Source organism: uncultured Roseobacter sp. (assembly GCF_947496515.1).
Lineage (GTDB): Bacteria > Pseudomonadota > Alphaproteobacteria > Rhodobacterales > Rhodobacteraceae > Roseobacter.
Genome location: NZ_CANMDB010000010.1, coordinates 168,971 through 184,331, shown reverse-complemented (window position 1 = coordinate 184,331; position 15,361 = coordinate 168,971). Strand labels below are relative to the sequence as shown.

Genomic DNA, 15,361 nt, shown 5'->3' with positions numbered 1-15,361 from the left:
CGCTTGGCTCAGGCCCCATGCACCTCTTCCAGAATGGAGCGATCCCAGAGATCCGGCGTCACGTTGCGGCCCAGCAAGCCCAGCGTCTCCACATTGGCGGCGACGGTCTCGTCCGTGAACCAGCCAAAGCCGCTCTCCTCCGTCAGATCGGAGAACATCAAGGGCACCTGCCGTTCGGCCTGCAGCTTCTGCGTGGCCAGATCCAGTCCCGCATCGGGATAGCGCGCGACGGTCAGCTCGGCTGCGGCATCGGTGTCGGCAAGGTAGTCGTTCCAGCCGCGCACCTCACCCTTGAGCAGGGCCACAAGATCGGCGCGGCGGTTGGCGATGGCGTCCTCTGTCGCGATGTAGGTCTGCGAGTGGACGGAGTAGCCATGATCCGCCAGCAGCATGACCGCAGGCTCGGCCCCCTGCATCACCATCGCAACGGGCAGATCGGTGGACCAGGAGAGCAGGCAATCCACCTGACCCGACAGAAGTGGCGCCCCGTCATACTGCGTGGGCACGACCTCGATGGCGTTCATATCCACGCCGTTCATATCGCAGAGCGCCTTGAGCACGGGCGTATTCGCCGTCGCCATACCGATGGATTTGCCTTCGAGATCCGCGGGTGTGTTCACCGGATTGTCCGGCAGAGAGGAGATGGCGAAGGGGTTGCGCTGCATCGCGACGGCGAGGATCTTGAAAGGCGCGCCATTCTCGACCGCGGCTGCCGTGTAGTCCGCGGCGGAGATGCCCATGAGCGCTGTGCCGGTGACGACGGGCGGCTCCACGGGTGCGTTGGGTCCGCCGGGCGCGAGGCTCACGTCGATGCCCTCCTCCTGCCAGTAGCCGCGCTCCGCCGCGATATAGCTGCCGCCGAATTGCACCGAATGCAGCCAGGACAGCTGAAAGGTCACCGGATCTGCCGCACCGGCCCGCCAGGCGGGCAGGGTTCCGGCGGCCAGGGCTGCCCCGCCGACCTGAAGAAACCGGCGGCGGGAAGTCGTGTTGGAGAAAAGAGACGTCATGAATGGATCCACCCGAATTGTTTGGTTTGGTTAAGAAAACCACGCGGCCTCTCCGCTGAGAAGTGGAAAATCGGTATAAACGGGAAAGTGAGCGGCGGCATTTGGCCGCGCGGCGCGGAGATCGGCAGGCTCCCTCCGCTGGCCCTGTGGCGGGAGCGGCGCTGGTGTCCGTTTGGATTATGAAACGAGGGTGTTTTTCGGGATATGAGCGGTGCCGCGGGGGCCAAGCGATCTGAACGGGTGCCCCGAGGGGCAGGCCCGCCGTGCCCTAAGAGGTTTGGCAAGAAGTTGCTGGTGTAACCCATGCCGCGCCTATTTTGGCGGCTGTGCGAGGCGGGGCACGGCGGCTCAGCCGGTGCGCCGGTCGAGGATGCGCAGGGCCTTGCCCTCGGACCGGGCGACCGATCCCGGCGCGCCCACTGTCACGTCAACGGTGACCCCGACCGTCTGCTTGATCTTCGCTGCCAGCGCCGCGCCGGTGTCGGTATCGGTCGCGCCCGCGGCCATCTCGCACAGCACCCGCATCCGGTCCATCCGGTCGGGGCGCGTCAGTTCGATCTGGAAATGCGGGGCGAGGCCGGGAGTGGCCATCAACGCTTCCTCGATCTGGGTGGGAAAGACGTTCACGCCGCGCAGGATGATCATATCGTCCGACCGGCCCGTGACCTTTTCCATCCGGCGCATGCTGCGCGCGGTCCCGGGCAGCAGCCGGGTCAGATCGCGGGTGCGGTAGCGGATGATGGGAAAGGCTTCCTTTGTCAGGGAAGTAAAGACCAGCTCGCCCCGTTCCCCATCGGCCACGGGGATGCCTGTCTCAGGGTCGATGACCTCCGGGTAGAAATGATCCTCCCAGATGTGCAGCCCATCCTTGGCCTCGACACATTCCATGGAGACGCCGGGGCCCATGACTTCCGACAGGCCGTAGATGTCGAGCGCGTGCATGTCGAAGGCAGCCTCGATCTCTGACCGCATGGCGTTGGTCCAGGGTTCGGCGCCAAAGATGCCAACCTGGAGCGACGTGCCGCGCGGGTCGATCCCCTGAGCCGCACATTCATCGAGGATCGAGAGCGCGTAGGACGGGGTGACAGTGATCCCCTTGGGCTGGAAATCCGTGATCAGCCGCACCTGCCGCGGTGTCATCCCGCCCGAGACCGGCACGGTGCTGAGCCCCAGGGCATCCGCGCCCAGCTGGATCCCCAGCCCGCCGGTAAAGAGCCCGTAGCCATAGGCGTTGTGCAAAAGATCCCCCTGCCTCAGCCCCGCCGCCCGCAGGGAGCGCGCGACCACATGGCCCCAGGTCGCGAGGTCGTTTTCGGTATATCCCACGACGGTGGGCTGACCCGTGGTGCCGGAGGAGGCATGGATCCGCGCCACTTGGTTACGCGGGACGGCGAACATGCCAAAGGGGTAGCTGGCGCGCAGGTCGGTCTTGAGCGTGAAGGGAAAACGGGCGAGATCCTCCAGCCCGGTCAGATCATCCGGATGCACGCCAGCGGCATCGAAGCTCTGGCAGTAGAAAGGCACGTTGTCGTAGGCATGCCTCAGCGACCAGCGCAAACGGTCGGTCTGAAGTGCTGCGATTTCGTCGCGGCTGGCGGTCTCGATGGGCTCCAACGTGGCGGGGGCGGGGGTCAGATCCTTCATGACGGGTCGCTGCTTTCCTCAAAATGCTGGCCTTTGACAGAGCGCGCGAGACCCCGCATCAGCGCGATGGTGATCCCTGCCTGATCCGTGACGGTGACGTCATAGGTGCCCGAGCGCCCGGCCCTTGCCACCTCCGTGGCGGTGGCCGTCAGCCTGTCGCCGTAGCGGGCGGGGGCGAGGTAGGTGATCTGGTTTTGCTGGGCGACCGTGCGCTCATTGTAGCTGTTGCAGGCAAAGGCAAAGGCGCTGTCTGCCAGGGTGAAGATCATGCCGCCGTGGCAGATGCCGTGGCCGTTCAGCATGTCGTCGCGCACCTGAAGGGTCAGCGTGGCCTGTCCCGGCGCGATCTGCGCGATCTCGATACCGAGAGCGCGGCTGGCGGCGTCCCGTTCCATCAGGATGGCCGCGCATTTCTCCGCGCGCGATTGCGGGCTTTCACCGGTCACAATGTCATGTTTCCAAAATCCCCCCTCTTGTGAAAATCCGTAACACGAAAGCGGCGCGCCTGTATATCCAAACCTCGGGGCTTGATTTGTGCGGCCAAGGGCGCAACTCTGCTCCCATGAATAGCCCCGTGTCGCAGCCCGCGAACCTGCATCAGTTGCCGCCCGCCCAGGTCGCGTTTCACCGCAAGGAACTCTCCCTGATCCTGTCGCTTTACGGTCGTTTCGTGGCGGCCGGGGAGTGGCGCGATTACGGCATTTCCTGCCTGCGCGAGGTGGCGATTTTCTCGGTGTTCCGGCGGACCGCGGAGACCCCGCTCTACCGGATCGAGAAGCGGCCCAAGCTGCGCGACAAGCAAGGGATGTACGCGGTGGTGGGGCTGGACGGCCAGATCCTGCGCCGGGGGCATGACCTCAAGACCGTGCTGCGCGTACTGGAGCGCAAGCTGATCCGGGCCGTGGGCGACTGAGCCTTTGCTAACCGGCGGCCCGTTCCGGGCCACGTGATGTTTGCAACCGCCTCCGGCGCTTGCGTCCTGGCGACCGGGTCAGTCGGTCTGCGTCATGCCAGCCTTTTGTGCGCGGTTACCGGGCCGTCGCCCTGCGCGGTGATGCGGGCGATGGCGCTGTCGATGGGCTCCTGCGCCACGGCCATATGGCACGCGTTGGCGTGGAGCAGGGTCGCCGGATCAGTGACCCAGGCCACGTGGCCCTTCCAGAAGAGCAGATCGTTGCGCTGGTAGGGCGTGCCTGGAGGGAGCGTCCTGCCCAGCCGCGCGCATTGCTGGTCGCTGTCACCTGGACAGGGAATGTGGCAGGCGTGGCAGGCGGCCTGCACAAGCCCCGAGCAGTCGATCCCCCAGCCCGTATTGCCGCCCCACAGGTAGGGGGTGCCGAGAAAGCGCAACGCGATGCCTGCAGGATCCGTCTCGACCTGATCCACTGGGGCCAGATGTTGACGTGGCAGAAACCCCTGCGCTGTCTCGATGAACCCGGGCGTTTCGGACAGCGCGGTGACCCGGCTGCCGAAGGTGAGGCTGCAGCGCTCGGGTGATTTGATGTCTGGCGCGCTGTAGGCGTGGGTTGCGCGCGCGATGATGCTGTGGGTGGCTGCGCTGGGCGGGCAGAGCGCGTCGGATTTCACGTAGCCGCAATAGCCGTCCTTGACCGCGCGGATGAGCGATACGCCCGACGTCTGCCCGAGGAGGGTGACGGCATCGCCCAGCAGCACCTGACGGTCGCGGGGGCCGCCCGGGCTCCGGCACAGATCGGCCACCGGCTGGCAGATCTGTGCTGGCGTCTCCTCGGTGATTTCCGCGGGATCGGGTGTTTCGCGACGGTCGCGGCTCATTGGGGGAAGCGCCCGAGAGCATCCAGCAACGCACGGGTGGCTTGACCGATGCCGCCCTTGGGTCGGGCGGGGGCATCGGTGGGCTGCCAGCCGTAGATGTCGAAATGCGCGTATCTGGCCTTGCCCACGAAACGGCGCAGGAACAGTGCTGCGGTGATGGAGCCTGCGAACCCGCCTTTGGGCGCGTTGTCGAGATCGGCGATGCCCGGTTCGATCATCGCCTCGTAGGGCGTGTGGAAGGGCATGCGCCAGACCGGGTCGGCCTGGTTGCGGGCCGCGTCTTCGAGCAGGGACGCAAAGGTGTCATCGTCACAATAGTAGGGCGCGAGATCCGGGCCCACGGCCACCCGCGCGGCACCGGTCAGCGTTGCCATGGACACGACAAGATCGGGATCTTCCTCTTGCGCGAGGCTCAGCGCATCGGCCAGCACCAGGCGGCCTTCTGCGTCGGTGTTGTTGATTTCCACCGTCAGGCCGTTGCGCGCCGTGAGGATGTCACCGGGGCGGAAGGCGTTGCCGGAGACGGCGTTTTCCACCGCCGGGATCAGCACGCGCAGTCGGACGGCCAGACCGCTGGCCATGATCATCTGCGCCAGCCCCAGCACCGCGGCGGCCCCGCCCATGTCCTTTTTCATCAACCCCATTGAGGCACCCGGTTTCAGATTGAGCCCGCCCGTGTCAAAACACACGCCCTTGCCCACCAGCGTGATCTGTGGCCCGGTATCCCCCCACCGCATGTCAATGAGCCGCGGTGCCCGGTGAGCCGCGCGGCCGACAGTGTGGATCATCGGGAAGTTCTCCGCCAGCAGCGCATCGCCAAGGATGACCGAGATCTGCGCATTCTGTGCGGCAGCAAGATCGCGGGCTGCCTCCTCCAGATCGTCGGGACCCATGTCGGAGGCAGGCGTGTTGATCAGATCGCGGGTCAGCGCCTCGCCGGTGACAACGGCGCTGATCGCGCCGGCGTTAAGCCCGTCGGGTGCGATCAGCCGGGCGCCCATCCCGGGCTGGCTCTTGTAGCGGTCAAAGCGGTAGCCTGACAGAAGCCAGCCCAGCGTCTCCACCTCCAACGCGCGGCCCGTGAGGCCGGAGGCGATGCGGTAGGTCCCTTTGGGCAGCTTGGCGGCGGCGGCAGCCAGCGCGAAACGGGTCCGCGCGCGGCTTTTCTCCGTGCCGTAGCCCGCCAGGGCCACGGAAGGCGTTTCGTTACCCATGGGTAACAACAGGGCCTGTCCCTGACCGCCGTCGAACCCGGCGGCGGTGACCCATGTTTTCACGTCAGCGGATTGCTCCGCCAGCCATGTGTCAAAACCGTCCTGATCGATGACATGCAGATCACGTGCAGGCTCGGAGGCATCGGCAAAGAGGGGCAGGGGCATGGCTGGACCTTTCAGGAGACTGCTGCGGGGTAGCGTAGTCTCTTGCGGTCGCGGTGCAAGGGATCAGATGGTGATGTCCTGCAGGTCCCAGATTGCGCTGAGCGATTGCTCCCCGATGCGGATGAGCCGCGCCAGCGTCGCCGCGATGGCCGGCCCGTCACCGGCGTCGATGGCGTCTGTCACGTGGCCCGCGACCCGGATCAGCATGTGCATGCCAATCTGGTCACCGATCGCGATCAGGGAGCGGGCGCATTTTCTCAGTTCAGTGAGTTCCCCGGCGGCATAAAGACGGCTGCACAGGGACAGGCGGTGCGCCAGCTCTTCCATCGCGCGGCATACCACGTCTTCTGCACCGAGATCACCCATCTCGGCGTAGAGCGCCGCGAGGCGGTCTTGATCGACGCGCACCGTTTCCTTCAGCCCGCTTTTCAGGACCTGGTCCATTACACTCACCCTCATCTGCCCCCGCAGACGTCATCTTATGAAGAAAAAACCTCTCCAAAGAGTTTAGGCGACGTCATCTTTCCGCTCGAATTCGTTTCAAAATGGGTTTAACTGCGCAACACGAAAGAGAACGGGCGGTATATGGATCAGGCGAAACCGTTGCCGGGATACCTGGCGCAACGCTATCATGGCTGGAAGGCCACCGGCTACGCGGACAACGAAGCATGGTACCGGCATCTGGCAAGCGAAGGTCAGCACCCGCGGGCGATGGTCATCTGCTGTTGTGACAGCCGGGTGAACGCGACAACGCTTTTTGGCGCCGATCAGGGCGAATTCTTCATTCACCGCAATATCGCCAATCTGGTGCCGCCCTATCAGCCCGATGGCGATCATCACGGGACCTCGGCAGCGGTGGAATACGCGGTGAACATGCTGCGCGTGACGCATCTGATCGTGATGGGGCATTCGGGCTGTGGCGGTGTGCAGGGGTGCATCGACATGTGCCGCGGCCAGGCGCCGGAGCTGGAGGAAAAGGAAAGCTTCATCGGGCGCTGGATGGATATTCTCAAGCCGCGGTATGAGCGCGTTGCAGAGGAAAACGATCCGGTCAAACAGGCCCAGCAACTGGAAAAGCACGCCGTTCTCGTCAGCCTCGAAAATCTGGCCAGCTTTCCCTTTATCGCGACGCGGCTTGCGGAGGGCACCTTGACACTGCACGGGCTCTGGACGGACATCGGGGCCGGTGGGCTGGAATATTTCAACCCCGCAAAACAGGCATTCCAGCCGGTCTGACCCCGGTCAGATCCTTGAGGCACAGCAGGAGCGTATACTTTGGAGCAGATCCTTTCTCTTGCAGCGGCGAACCTGGTGTCACCCATCATCCTGTCCTTTGCCCTTGGGGTGGCGGCGGCGCTCGCGCGGTCTGATCTGAGTGTTCCGGAGGCGGCGGCCAAGGCGCTGTCGATCTATCTGCTCTTTGCCATCGGGTTCAAAGGCGGGGTCAGCGTGTCCTCGCACGGGATCGACGCAACGCTTGGGTTGTCGCTTCTGGCAGGCGTGATCCTTTCGGCAGCCTTGCCGCTGGTGGCCTTTGCGCTGTTGAATGTGATGACCGGGCTGAGCCGGCTCGATGCGGCGGCGGTGGCGGCGCACTACGGGTCGATCTCCATCGTGACCTTCGTGGCCGCGACCTCCGTGCTGGAGAGCAGCGGGATCGCCGCCGAAGGCTATATGGTCGCGGTCGCCGCCGCCATGGAAGCGCCCGCGATCCTCTCCGCCCTCTGGCTGATTTCGCGCAGTGGCGACGGGCAGCGGATGGACAGCGATTTGTGGCGGGAGATCCTGCTGAACGGGTCCATCGTGCTGCTCGTGGGCGCCTTCTTCATTGGCTGGGCCACCGGCGAGGAAGGGCTGGCCGAAATCTCCAGCTTTGTGGTCGCGCCTTTCAAAGGTGTGCTGTGCCTCTTTCTGCTGGATATGGGGCTGGTGGCGGGCCGGGGGCTGCGCGGGCGCAGCGGTGCGTTGCGACCCGGTGCGCTGGCTTTTGGCCTGCTGATGCCGGTGATCGGCAGTGGCTTTGGGCTGGTCGCGGGGCTGCTGCTGGGGCTGTCCACCGGCGGGGTTGCGCTCTTCATGGTGCTGTCGGCCTCGGCCTCCTACATCGCGGTGCCCGCCGCCATGCGCGTGGCCCTGCCCGAAGCCAACCCGGCGATCTACCTCACCCTGTCGCTGGGGGTGACCTTTCCATTCAACCTCACGCTGGGCATTCCGCTTTATGTGGCGGTGGCCACAGCCATGACAGGAGCCTGATCCTATGAAGACGCACAGCGCCAAACGGGTCGAGATCACCATTGAGGCCATCATGCAATCCCGACTGACCGCAGCGTTGGAAGAGGCGGAGGTGACGGGGTTTACGATCCTGCCGGTGCTGGGCGGCTCGGGGCGGTCCGGTGCCTGGACCCGCGCTGGTGAGATCGGGCGTGCCAGCGGCATGGTCCAGGTGATCTGCATCGTGCGCCCCGAGAAGCTCGACCGTTTGCTGGATGCGGCCTTTGCCGTTGTGGAGCGACACATCGGTGTGGTGACAATTGTTGACTGTGATGTGTTACGGGCCGAGCGTTTTTAACTCTTTATAAACCAGAATTAAGGAAATGTCGGCGGCATGAATAGTCGTACTGTTTCGATTCAACTGCCAGCAGATCTGGCGCTGGCGGTCCATGATCTGGCGACGGAGCAGGAAGGCACTGTCGCAAAGATCGTTGAGGATTTGCTGGTTGCCCATCTCGCGGCACACAAGAGCGCCAAGAAGAAAAAGGAGGCGGTCGATCCGCGGCTGGTCTTTGCCCTGCAAAAGCTGCTGTTTCGCGACATGGCGGAGGCTACCGGCTGGGACGATCTGGATGTGCGCCTGCGTCGGCACGGGTATTTTCTGAGAATCGCCTGGGGCGGGTTGTCGCTGCATACGGAGACCAGCGGTCACAAACTGTGCAACACGGCGGATCTGGGCTTTTCCTATGTCACCTTTCTGCGGCGCTTTGGTCCGGGTAAGCCCAAGGATCCGCGCGACGGGTGAGATAAGGGCGTTTTGGTCGCCCTTGTTCGTGCCGTGATCCGGTCCCGAAACGACACCCCGCAACTGTCATCCAGCCTCGGACACGGGTCGTCCGCTCCGCGATCCCCGCGGGCCTATGCGTCAGTCCGCGGCGATTTCCTGGATCACGGAGAACCCTTCAAAGGTGGGGCTGCCCACATGCAGTTTGGCGGTGCTGCCCGCGTCCTTGTGCGCCGCGCGGAATGCGCCGGACCGGGTCCAGGCGCGAAAGGTCTCTTCGGACGACCAGATGGTGTGAGAGGCGTAGAGCCGCGTGCCATCCCCGGCCTCGGGGCCCTTCAGCATGTGAAATTCGACGAACCCGTCCATGGTTTTCAGATGGCTGTCCCGCCCGAGCCACAAGGCCTCGAAAGCGTCTTCATTCTCTTTGGCGACGGTGAAACGGTTCATCGCGATGAACATGGGGTGTCCTTTCGTGGTGGGGTAGATGGCGGTGAGAGCGGGTGTCATGACCTTGGATGAGACATGGTTTTCGGCGCGGGTGATCTGTCCGGCAGCGTGGGGCTGACATCAGTCACCGTCGAGCGAATTGAAGCCCGCCGTGATGCCGAGCGGTGTGCCGATCTCACGGATCACGGCAACTTGCACATCCCTGACCGCTTGCTGGATCAGCTCCACACGGAAACGCCCGCCGGGGTCGGCGACACCTTGAAGGGACGGATCATCAAGATCAGCCGCGCGGCTGCGGGCGATGGTGAAGGTGTTGCGGGTGTCCGGCAGCGCGGCATCGGACATCATGAGCGCAAGCTCTTCGAGGGCCGCAAGAGACAGTGCCACATGGCGCAGCGATCTTTCGGAGCGCCGGGCCTCTGCACGGCGGGGGCGGGGGCGGTCAAAGGTGCCCAACGGTCGGCCAAGGCGCTGGTCGTGCAGGAATTCCAGACCCGTGGAGAGGGCCGTGTATAGCGCCCGTTGCACCTCCCGGTCGCTTTGAAAGCGGGTGTTGTTGGGCTGACCGGCGGTCCGCATCTGCGCGGCGAAATCAGGCCAGTCCTCAGCCAGGATCGTGGATTTTCGCGCCAGCTCTGTGGTGATGGCCCGGGTCAGGCGACACCCGTAGTCCGCGTCGGGCTGCGGGTCGTAGAGCAGCCGCTCCAGCGCGGTAAATCCCTGTGCCGCCGCGGAGACATCGCGAAAGGCCTCGGGTTGATCCACGATGGGATCAGCGGCTGCGACAAGGCGCGTGAGCGCTTTGCCCGTGCTGTCCTTGGGATCCGGCCAGAAGGTCATGGCGATGGTCAGGGCGCGGTCTTCGATCGGGCCGAACTGGATATGACTGACGGAAATCCAGGCGTCATAGGCCTCGTGGAAAGCGGGGCGCAGGGTCTCTGCGGTGCAATCGGCGCGGGCGGTTTCCGCCAGTGTCGCCGTTTCCTCCACCAGTCTTTGGTGGCCGGGCAGGATGTGATCCTCCAGCACGGTTTCGACATCCGCCAGGGCTGGCAGGGCGAGGACGCAGAAGATCAGGGCAAGGCGCATGTCAGAGACTTTCCAGAAAGCGGATCAGGGCGGCGCGGTCGGGTGGGGGCATGTCGATGACCGATTGCCGTTGCGCCTCGGCCTCGCCACCGTGCCAAAGCACCGCCTCAAGCAGGCTGCGGGCGCGGCCATCGTGCAGAAAATACGTATGCCCCGAGACCTGTTCGGTCAGCCCGATGCCCCAGAGCGGCGGCGTGCGCCATTCGCGCCCGGTTGCGCGGGCTTCGGGCCGATTGTCGGCGAGACCGGGGCCCATGTCGTGCAGCAGCATGTCCGTATAGGGCCAGATCAGCTGAAAGCTTTGTTCCGGCTGGTCGGTCAGGCGGTGGGTGACATGCTTGGGCGTGTGGCAGGCGATGCAGCCGGTTTCATAAAACACCCGCTTGCCGTGCAGCACCTGCGTATCGTCCACATCGCGGCGCGCGGGCACGCCGAGGTTCGACGAATAGAACGTGACCAGATCAAGGCCTTCGGTGCCGATCTCCGCACCGTCATGCGCATCGGTATTGCCGTGGGCGGCACTGCGGCAGGCGGTCTGCGCTGCGGTGCATTCGCCGAAACCATCGGGGTGCAGTGTCGACGAGATGCCAATGTCCCCCGCGAAAGCCGAAGCCGATTGCTCCTTGACCGATGGCTGACCGGCCTTGAGCCCGAAGCGCCCGAGCATCGGAACACCGTGTTCGCTGGACATCACGATCTGCGCACGGCCGGAGATCCCGTCTCCGTCCGCATCATCCGGATCTACCCTCGCGAGGATGTCAGCCGCCGGAATCGCGTCTAGCAGGCCAAGCCCGATCATCTGTGGCGCGACGCGGGGGCTGATCATGATATCCGGGTGCAAAGGGCCGTAGCCCAGGTTTGCGAGGCTGTACCGGGGGCTGCGCAGGGAGGCTGTCTCGCCACCGGAGAGAGCGATCACCTCCTCGGTATAGGTGATCTCGACCCTGGCTTCGGCTGCAATCCCGGCGACCGAAAAATCCTGGATCTGTCTGCCGTATATCGGATCGGGCAGCGTCGCGAGGTAGCCTTCGATCTCCGCAGGTCCGGTGCCACCGGGGATGGAGACGCGCATCAGCAACGATGTGGCACTGTCGCCGGGATCCTCCGGCGGGTGGCCGCGCCCGTCTTTCAGGTGGCAGCGTTGGCAGGAACGGGCGTTGTAAAGCGGGCCAAGGCCGTCTGATGCCAGTGTGGAGGAGGGAGAGGAGACCCAGAGTTTTTTGAAGAGCCCGTTGCCGACCTTGAAGTCCAGCTCCTTCTCAAAGCTGATGTTGCCGGAGGGTTGGCTGAAGGCGTTTGTGGTGCTGCTGGGCCGGACCGTCGCCGCCCCCGCGGGGTTGCCCTCAAACCTTTCCGGTTCGGAGAAATCGGTGGTGGGTCGGGTCGCCTCCGCGATGCGCGCGGCCTCTGCGGCGGTTCTGGGGACCACCGACAGGTGTAAATCTGGCAATTCCGCCACAGCGTCAACTGGAATTGACAGTATTCCGACAAGTAGTGTCGGCATTATTCTTGCGATCTGTCTCATAACTTATAAATATACTCAGGATTATAGAAAGGCGAGGCGATTCCTGCCTCTTATGATCGGAGAGACCTGCGACATGCGGCCCCTGCAACTGGATTTCGGTAAAGAGCACCGCCCCGCGCGGCCCCTGCCTGCGAGCGGCTATTCGTTTATCGACAGCCTGCGGGTCATGTCCATGTCCTGCCGGGCCAAACCGCGCGCGGATCTTTTCGAGGCCTGCGCGCTGCTGCATGTCAGCCGATCGGCGTCGCAGGCGGCGCATATGGAGGCGTTGATGCGGTGCCTGGACGAGGCTCTGGGCAAGGCGGCGCGTCTGCATGCCCCCGGCACGGCCGAGATGACGTTCGATGAAAGCTGGCTGGTGCAACTGGGCCGGGCCATGTCGCGTGGCGATGATGCCAGCATTTCCTTCCTTCTGAGGTCGCGGGTCCGGGCCGAACATCGCCGTCTGATCCGGTTCCTGTTGACGCGCGTAGTCGAGTCTTTCTCTCTGGTTTAGAATAATTCTAAAAAACTTCTTGCCTCGGATGGGTTGGCTTCCTAGATATTGCTTCGTAAGCCAGCCAGCCTGATGCGAGCCAGCGAACTGAATTAGAGGGAGCTTGGTATGACCCAAACAGCTGTAGCACTGTCAACGGACGCGCGGACCGCGATTGCGGATGCGTTGAATCAATCGGTCGCCGAAACCGCGGTTGCCACCATGTTGGCACAGAATTTTCATTGGAACGTGACAGGAATGGCCTTTGGGCCGCTGCACGACCTGTTTCAAAAGATTTACGAGGATCACTTCGTGGCGCAGGATGATCTGGCCGAGCGGGTCAAGTCGCTCGATGCGCATGCGGAAGGTACACTGGCCGGTATGCTCGCCCGCTCGAAGGTCAAGGAACACGACGGTCACGCCAGTGATCAGGAGATGATCAAGGTGATGCAGACGGCGCAGGAAACACTGGCCGCGACATTGGCCGGGTGCGGCGCGCTGGCGGCGGAGCACGGCGATACGCTCACCGAGGATCTGTGCATCGCACGTGGCCAGACCCACGAGAAATTCGCCTGGTTCCTGCGCTCGCATCTCGCGTAAGCGCACCCTGAACCGATTGAAAGGCCGTCCCGGTGGGGCGGCTTTTTTGTATTCGGGAGAACTGGACCGCTGCCCGTGACGATGGGCGGCGTCCGTTCGGTCGCGGCGCATGGGCGGCGTGGCGCGGCTCGGGTGCGCAATGCCACTGTCGGTGCTCACCGCGCTTCTGATGGCCATATTGGGCTCATCAACGGTCTGGAAACAGTACACTATTTGTGGTGGCGAAAGTGACTATTGCAAACTTTACAAAAAAACATGAAGCTGTGAATTAAGCGGAGAATCTGATGACATCATACAGATATGCGACCCGGTTGAACTCTTTTGCGTCTAATGCGCAGTCCTACTGGCCCGATCTGACGGGCAAACCGACGCCCATGCAGATGGCGGAGCGGGCGGCCACGGTTCGGGGTCTCACGGACCTTGATCTCAACTATCCCGATCACGCAGGCGATGACATGGCAGCACAGACCCGGCGTCTGGCGGATCTGGGGCTGGGGGTGAACGGTCTTGCCATGCGGTACTATACCAACCCCAACTTCAAGCTGGGCGCGTTTACGCATCCCGATCCCGCGGTGCGGCAGGAGGCCATTGACCTGACCAAGAAAGGGATCGATGCCGCGCGCGAGACCGGGTCTGATCTGATGACCATATGGCTCGGGCAGGATGGGTTCGACTACAGCTTTCAGGCTGACTACAACCGCATGTGGGCAGATGAGGTGGCGGCGATCCGCGAGGTGGCGGAGCACGATCCCGACTGCCAGATCAGCATTGAATACAAACCCAATGAGCCCCGCGCCTTCAGCCTGCTGCCGGACATGGCCACGACGCTGCTGGCCATCAAGGAGGCGGGATCGCCCAATCTGGGTGTCACGCTCGATTTCGCCCATGTGCTCTATGCGGATGAGGTGCCCGCCTTTGCCGCCGCGATGATTCACCGCCATTCCAGGCTGCTGGGCGTCCATCTCAACGATGGCTACGGCAAGCGCGATGACGGTCTGATGGTGGGGTCCGTCAATACCAAGGCAACGCTGGAACTGCTCGTCCAGATCCAGCGCGACGGCTATGACGGGGCGATCTATTTCGACACCTTCCCCGATGCCAGCGGGCTCGACCCGGTCGCGGAGTGCGAAGCGAATATCGAGACCGTGGAGCGGTTGCTGCGCGCAGCGGGGCGGTTGTCCGCGGATAACCGGCTGAGCGAGGCAACGAGCCGGCAGGACGCGGTGACGGCACAGCAGATCGTCAATGCGGCCCTCGAAGGCACGTAGCGATCCAAATCAAGAATTCTAAGGGAGGAAACCATGACTAACTCTATCAAGACGTTTCTGACGGTGAGCGCGCTGGCACTGACGGTTGGCGCCGCACAGGCACAGGATCTTGCGCCGCTCAACTCCGACAGTGAGCCGGACCGGATGGACTGGTCCGAGCTGGAAGAGAAGTTCGGCGCCTTTCCGGAGGTGCCGGAGGGGACGCGCGTGGGCGGTGTGTCGAAAACGCTGACCAATGAATACTGGCGCTCTCTTGGGGAGGGCTACGCGAACATGGCCAAGGCGCATGATGTGGATGTCGTCTATCAGGCCGCGGCGAACGAGGGTGATCAGCTGGGCCAGTTGTCCATCGCAGAGACCCTGATCACCCAAGGGTTCGACGCGCTTTTGCTCTCACCGCAGACCGATGCCAATCTGCTGCCTGCCTATGAGACTGCGGTCGCTCAGGACGTCCCCGTGCTGAACGTAAACGACGCGGTGATCCCGCTGGTCGCCAACTACGTGGGCAACGTGCAAAAGGACAATGGCGTGCGCGTCGCCCAGTGGTTCATCGACAACACCGACGGCGGAAAGCTCGCCGTGATCGAGGGGCAGCCGGGCGTTTTTGCGGCAGGCCAGCGCACCGCCGGGTTCACCGAGACAGCCGAAGGTGCGGATGGCTTTGATGTGGTCGCCTCCGTACCCGCCAACTGGAGCCGGGAGCAGGCGTTCAACGCGGCCTCCACCATTCTGCAGCAGCACCCCGATCTGATCGGGTTTTATGCCAATAATGACGGCATGGCGCTCGGTGTGATGGAGGCGGTCAAGGCCGCCGGTCTGCAAGAGCAGGTCGCCGTCTTCGGGACGGACGGGATCTCGGATGCCTATGCGTCGATCCGGGCGGGCGATTTGACCGGGACGGTGGACAGCTTTCCCGTTCTGACCGGCGAGATCGCGATGGAGGTCGTGTTGCGGATGCTGGACGGTCAGGATCTGCCGCGCGTGGTCTCCACCCCGCAGGCGCTGATCACCGCCGACAACGTCGATGCCTACGCCACGTCCGATATGGGGGCACTACGCGAGGTGCTGCTGGCGGAGTAACCTGCCCGCACGTGAAAGCCGGGACGCACCGTGCGCGGTGCGTTCCTTCCCC

Annotated in this window: 18 protein-coding genes; 9 read left to right on the top strand and 9 right to left on the bottom strand. The window is 63.8% G+C overall.

Annotated elements, in window-relative coordinates:
• Positions 1-8: 8 nt before the first annotated feature.
• The 3 genes from Q1A53_RS17215 to paaI all read right to left on the bottom strand — a co-directional run bounded on the left by Q1A53_RS17215 (position 9) and on the right by paaI (position 3,049).
• Positions 9-1,010, bottom strand: coding sequence for an ABC transporter substrate-binding protein (locus Q1A53_RS17215; protein WP_299968876.1), 1,002 nt, complete (start codon positions 1,008-1,010; stop codon positions 9-11).
• A gap of 348 nt (positions 1,011-1,358) precedes the next feature.
• The gene (paaK, locus tag Q1A53_RS17210; RefSeq protein ID WP_299968875.1) at positions 1,359-2,654 is read right to left on the bottom strand and encodes a phenylacetate--CoA ligase PaaK; all 1,296 of its coding nucleotides are present in this window, start codon (positions 2,652-2,654) and stop codon (positions 1,359-1,361) included.
• Positions 2,651-3,049 (bottom strand): hydroxyphenylacetyl-CoA thioesterase PaaI, encoded by a 399-nt coding sequence (gene paaI / locus Q1A53_RS17205; protein ID WP_299968924.1) that lies wholly within the window; start codon positions 3,047-3,049, stop codon positions 2,651-2,653. The genes paaK and paaI overlap by 4 nt, the downstream gene beginning before the upstream one ends.
• Before the next feature lie 167 nt (positions 3,050-3,216).
• Between paaI and Q1A53_RS17200 the strand changes: the two genes are divergently transcribed.
• Complete coding sequence (locus tag Q1A53_RS17200) at positions 3,217-3,567, top strand: DUF2794 domain-containing protein (protein ID WP_299968874.1); 351 nt, start codon at positions 3,217-3,219, stop codon at positions 3,565-3,567.
• Between the two features lie 92 nt (positions 3,568-3,659).
• Here Q1A53_RS17200 and Q1A53_RS17195 read toward each other — a convergent pair whose 3' ends face one another.
• The 3 genes from Q1A53_RS17195 to Q1A53_RS17185 form a co-directional block, all read right to left on the bottom strand.
• A complete protein-coding gene (locus Q1A53_RS17195; RefSeq protein WP_299968873.1) occupies positions 3,660-4,448 on the bottom strand; it encodes an NlpC/P60 family protein in 789 nt (262 codons plus the stop codon).
• Positions 4,445-5,827, bottom strand: a complete 1,383-nt coding sequence (locus tag Q1A53_RS17190; RefSeq protein ID WP_299968872.1) for a M17 family metallopeptidase — start codon at positions 5,825-5,827, stop codon at positions 4,445-4,447. Before Q1A53_RS17190 ends, Q1A53_RS17195 begins: the two co-directional genes overlap by 4 nt.
• A 63-nt stretch (positions 5,828-5,890) precedes the next feature.
• Entirely contained in the window at positions 5,891-6,271 is a 381-nt protein-coding gene (locus tag Q1A53_RS17185; protein WP_299968871.1) for a hypothetical protein, read from the bottom strand.
• A 141-nt stretch (positions 6,272-6,412) separates the two neighbouring features.
• Between Q1A53_RS17185 and Q1A53_RS17180 the strand changes: the two genes are divergently transcribed.
• The 4 genes from Q1A53_RS17180 to Q1A53_RS17165 are packed head-to-tail and all read left to right on the top strand — an operon-like array spanning position 6,413 to position 8,843.
• Positions 6,413-7,063, top strand: coding sequence for a carbonic anhydrase (locus tag Q1A53_RS17180; RefSeq protein WP_299968870.1), 651 nt, complete (start codon positions 6,413-6,415; stop codon positions 7,061-7,063).
• A gap of 39 nt (positions 7,064-7,102) precedes the next feature.
• Positions 7,103-8,080: a sodium-dependent bicarbonate transport family permease gene (locus Q1A53_RS17175; RefSeq protein WP_299968869.1), complete on the top strand. Its 978-nt coding sequence runs from the start codon at positions 7,103-7,105 to the stop codon at positions 8,078-8,080.
• A gap of 4 nt (positions 8,081-8,084) precedes the next feature.
• A complete protein-coding gene (locus tag Q1A53_RS17170) occupies positions 8,085-8,396 on the top strand; it encodes a transcriptional regulator (protein WP_299968868.1) in 312 nt (103 codons plus the stop codon).
• A 36-nt stretch (positions 8,397-8,432) separates the two neighbouring features.
• Positions 8,433-8,843 carry a hypothetical protein gene (locus Q1A53_RS17165; RefSeq protein WP_299968867.1) on the top strand — a complete coding sequence of 137 codons (411 nt, stop codon included), beginning with the start codon at positions 8,433-8,435 and terminating at the stop codon, positions 8,841-8,843.
• Positions 8,844-8,963: 120 nt separating this feature from the next.
• Here Q1A53_RS17165 and Q1A53_RS17160 read toward each other — a convergent pair whose 3' ends face one another.
• The 3 genes from Q1A53_RS17160 to Q1A53_RS17150 form a co-directional block, all read right to left on the bottom strand.
• Entirely contained in the window at positions 8,964-9,284 is a 321-nt protein-coding gene (locus Q1A53_RS17160; protein ID WP_299968923.1) for an antibiotic biosynthesis monooxygenase, read from the bottom strand.
• A gap of 108 nt (positions 9,285-9,392) precedes the next feature.
• A complete protein-coding gene (locus Q1A53_RS17155; RefSeq protein ID WP_299968866.1) occupies positions 9,393-10,361 on the bottom strand; it encodes an imelysin family protein in 969 nt (322 codons plus the stop codon).
• 1 nt (position 10,362) lies between these two features.
• Entirely contained in the window at positions 10,363-11,865 is a 1,503-nt protein-coding gene (locus tag Q1A53_RS17150; protein ID WP_299968865.1) for a di-heme oxidoredictase family protein, read from the bottom strand.
• A 73-nt stretch (positions 11,866-11,938) separates the two neighbouring features.
• On the opposite strand from Q1A53_RS17150, the gene Q1A53_RS17145 reads away from it, so the two are divergent.
• From Q1A53_RS17145 to Q1A53_RS17130, 4 genes are all read left to right on the top strand, one after another.
• The gene (locus Q1A53_RS17145) at positions 11,939-12,382 is read left to right on the top strand and encodes a hypothetical protein (RefSeq protein WP_299968864.1); all 444 of its coding nucleotides are present in this window, start codon (positions 11,939-11,941) and stop codon (positions 12,380-12,382) included.
• Positions 12,383-12,490: 108 nt separating this feature from the next.
• Positions 12,491-12,961: a DNA starvation/stationary phase protection protein gene (locus Q1A53_RS17140; protein WP_299968863.1), complete on the top strand. Its 471-nt coding sequence runs from the start codon at positions 12,491-12,493 to the stop codon at positions 12,959-12,961.
• Positions 12,962-13,245: 284 nt separating this feature from the next.
• The gene (locus Q1A53_RS17135) at positions 13,246-14,229 is read left to right on the top strand and encodes a sugar phosphate isomerase/epimerase family protein (RefSeq protein WP_299968862.1); all 984 of its coding nucleotides are present in this window, start codon (positions 13,246-13,248) and stop codon (positions 14,227-14,229) included.
• Between the two features lie 33 nt (positions 14,230-14,262).
• On the top strand, positions 14,263-15,309 hold the full coding sequence (locus Q1A53_RS17130) for a substrate-binding domain-containing protein (RefSeq protein ID WP_299968861.1): 1,047 nt from the start codon (positions 14,263-14,265) through the stop codon (positions 15,307-15,309).
• The last annotated feature ends 52 nt before the right edge of the window (positions 15,310-15,361 follow it).

What these genes read in the sequence shown, in the direction of transcription:
- Q1A53_RS17215 (WP_299968876.1), bottom strand. Translation starts at nt 1,010, where the DNA reads ATGACGTCTCTTTTCTCCAACACGACTTCCCGCCGCCGGTTTCTTCAG.
- paaK (WP_299968875.1), bottom strand. Translation starts at nt 2,654, where the DNA reads ATGAAGGATCTGACCCCCGCCCCCGCCACGTTGGAGCCCATCGAGACC.
- paaI (WP_299968924.1), bottom strand. Translation starts at nt 3,049, where the DNA reads ATGGAACGGGACGCCGCCAGCCGCGCTCTCGGTATCGAGATCGCGCAG.
- Q1A53_RS17200 (WP_299968874.1), top strand. Translation starts at nt 3,217, where the DNA reads ATGAATAGCCCCGTGTCGCAGCCCGCGAACCTGCATCAGTTGCCGCCC.
- Q1A53_RS17195 (WP_299968873.1), bottom strand. Translation starts at nt 4,448, where the DNA reads ATGAGCCGCGACCGTCGCGAAACACCCGATCCCGCGGAAATCACCGAG.
- Q1A53_RS17190 (WP_299968872.1), bottom strand. Translation starts at nt 5,827, where the DNA reads ATGCCCCTGCCCCTCTTTGCCGATGCCTCCGAGCCTGCACGTGATCTG.
- Q1A53_RS17185 (WP_299968871.1), bottom strand. Translation starts at nt 6,271, where the DNA reads ATGGACCAGGTCCTGAAAAGCGGGCTGAAGGAAACGGTGCGCGTCGAT.
- Q1A53_RS17180 (WP_299968870.1), top strand. Translation starts at nt 6,413, where the DNA reads ATGGATCAGGCGAAACCGTTGCCGGGATACCTGGCGCAACGCTATCAT.
- Q1A53_RS17170 (WP_299968868.1), top strand. Translation starts at nt 8,085, where the DNA reads ATGAAGACGCACAGCGCCAAACGGGTCGAGATCACCATTGAGGCCATC.
- Q1A53_RS17165 (WP_299968867.1), top strand. Translation starts at nt 8,433, where the DNA reads ATGAATAGTCGTACTGTTTCGATTCAACTGCCAGCAGATCTGGCGCTG.
- Q1A53_RS17160 (WP_299968923.1), bottom strand. Translation starts at nt 9,284, where the DNA reads ATGTTCATCGCGATGAACCGTTTCACCGTCGCCAAAGAGAATGAAGAC.
- Q1A53_RS17155 (WP_299968866.1), bottom strand. Translation starts at nt 10,361, where the DNA reads ATGCGCCTTGCCCTGATCTTCTGCGTCCTCGCCCTGCCAGCCCTGGCG.
- Q1A53_RS17150 (WP_299968865.1), bottom strand. Translation starts at nt 11,865, where the DNA reads ATGCCGACACTACTTGTCGGAATACTGTCAATTCCAGTTGACGCTGTG.
- Q1A53_RS17145 (WP_299968864.1), top strand. Translation starts at nt 11,939, where the DNA reads ATGATCGGAGAGACCTGCGACATGCGGCCCCTGCAACTGGATTTCGGT.
- Q1A53_RS17140 (WP_299968863.1), top strand. Translation starts at nt 12,491, where the DNA reads ATGACCCAAACAGCTGTAGCACTGTCAACGGACGCGCGGACCGCGATT.
- Q1A53_RS17135 (WP_299968862.1), top strand. Translation starts at nt 13,246, where the DNA reads ATGACATCATACAGATATGCGACCCGGTTGAACTCTTTTGCGTCTAAT.
- Q1A53_RS17130 (WP_299968861.1), top strand. Translation starts at nt 14,263, where the DNA reads ATGACTAACTCTATCAAGACGTTTCTGACGGTGAGCGCGCTGGCACTG.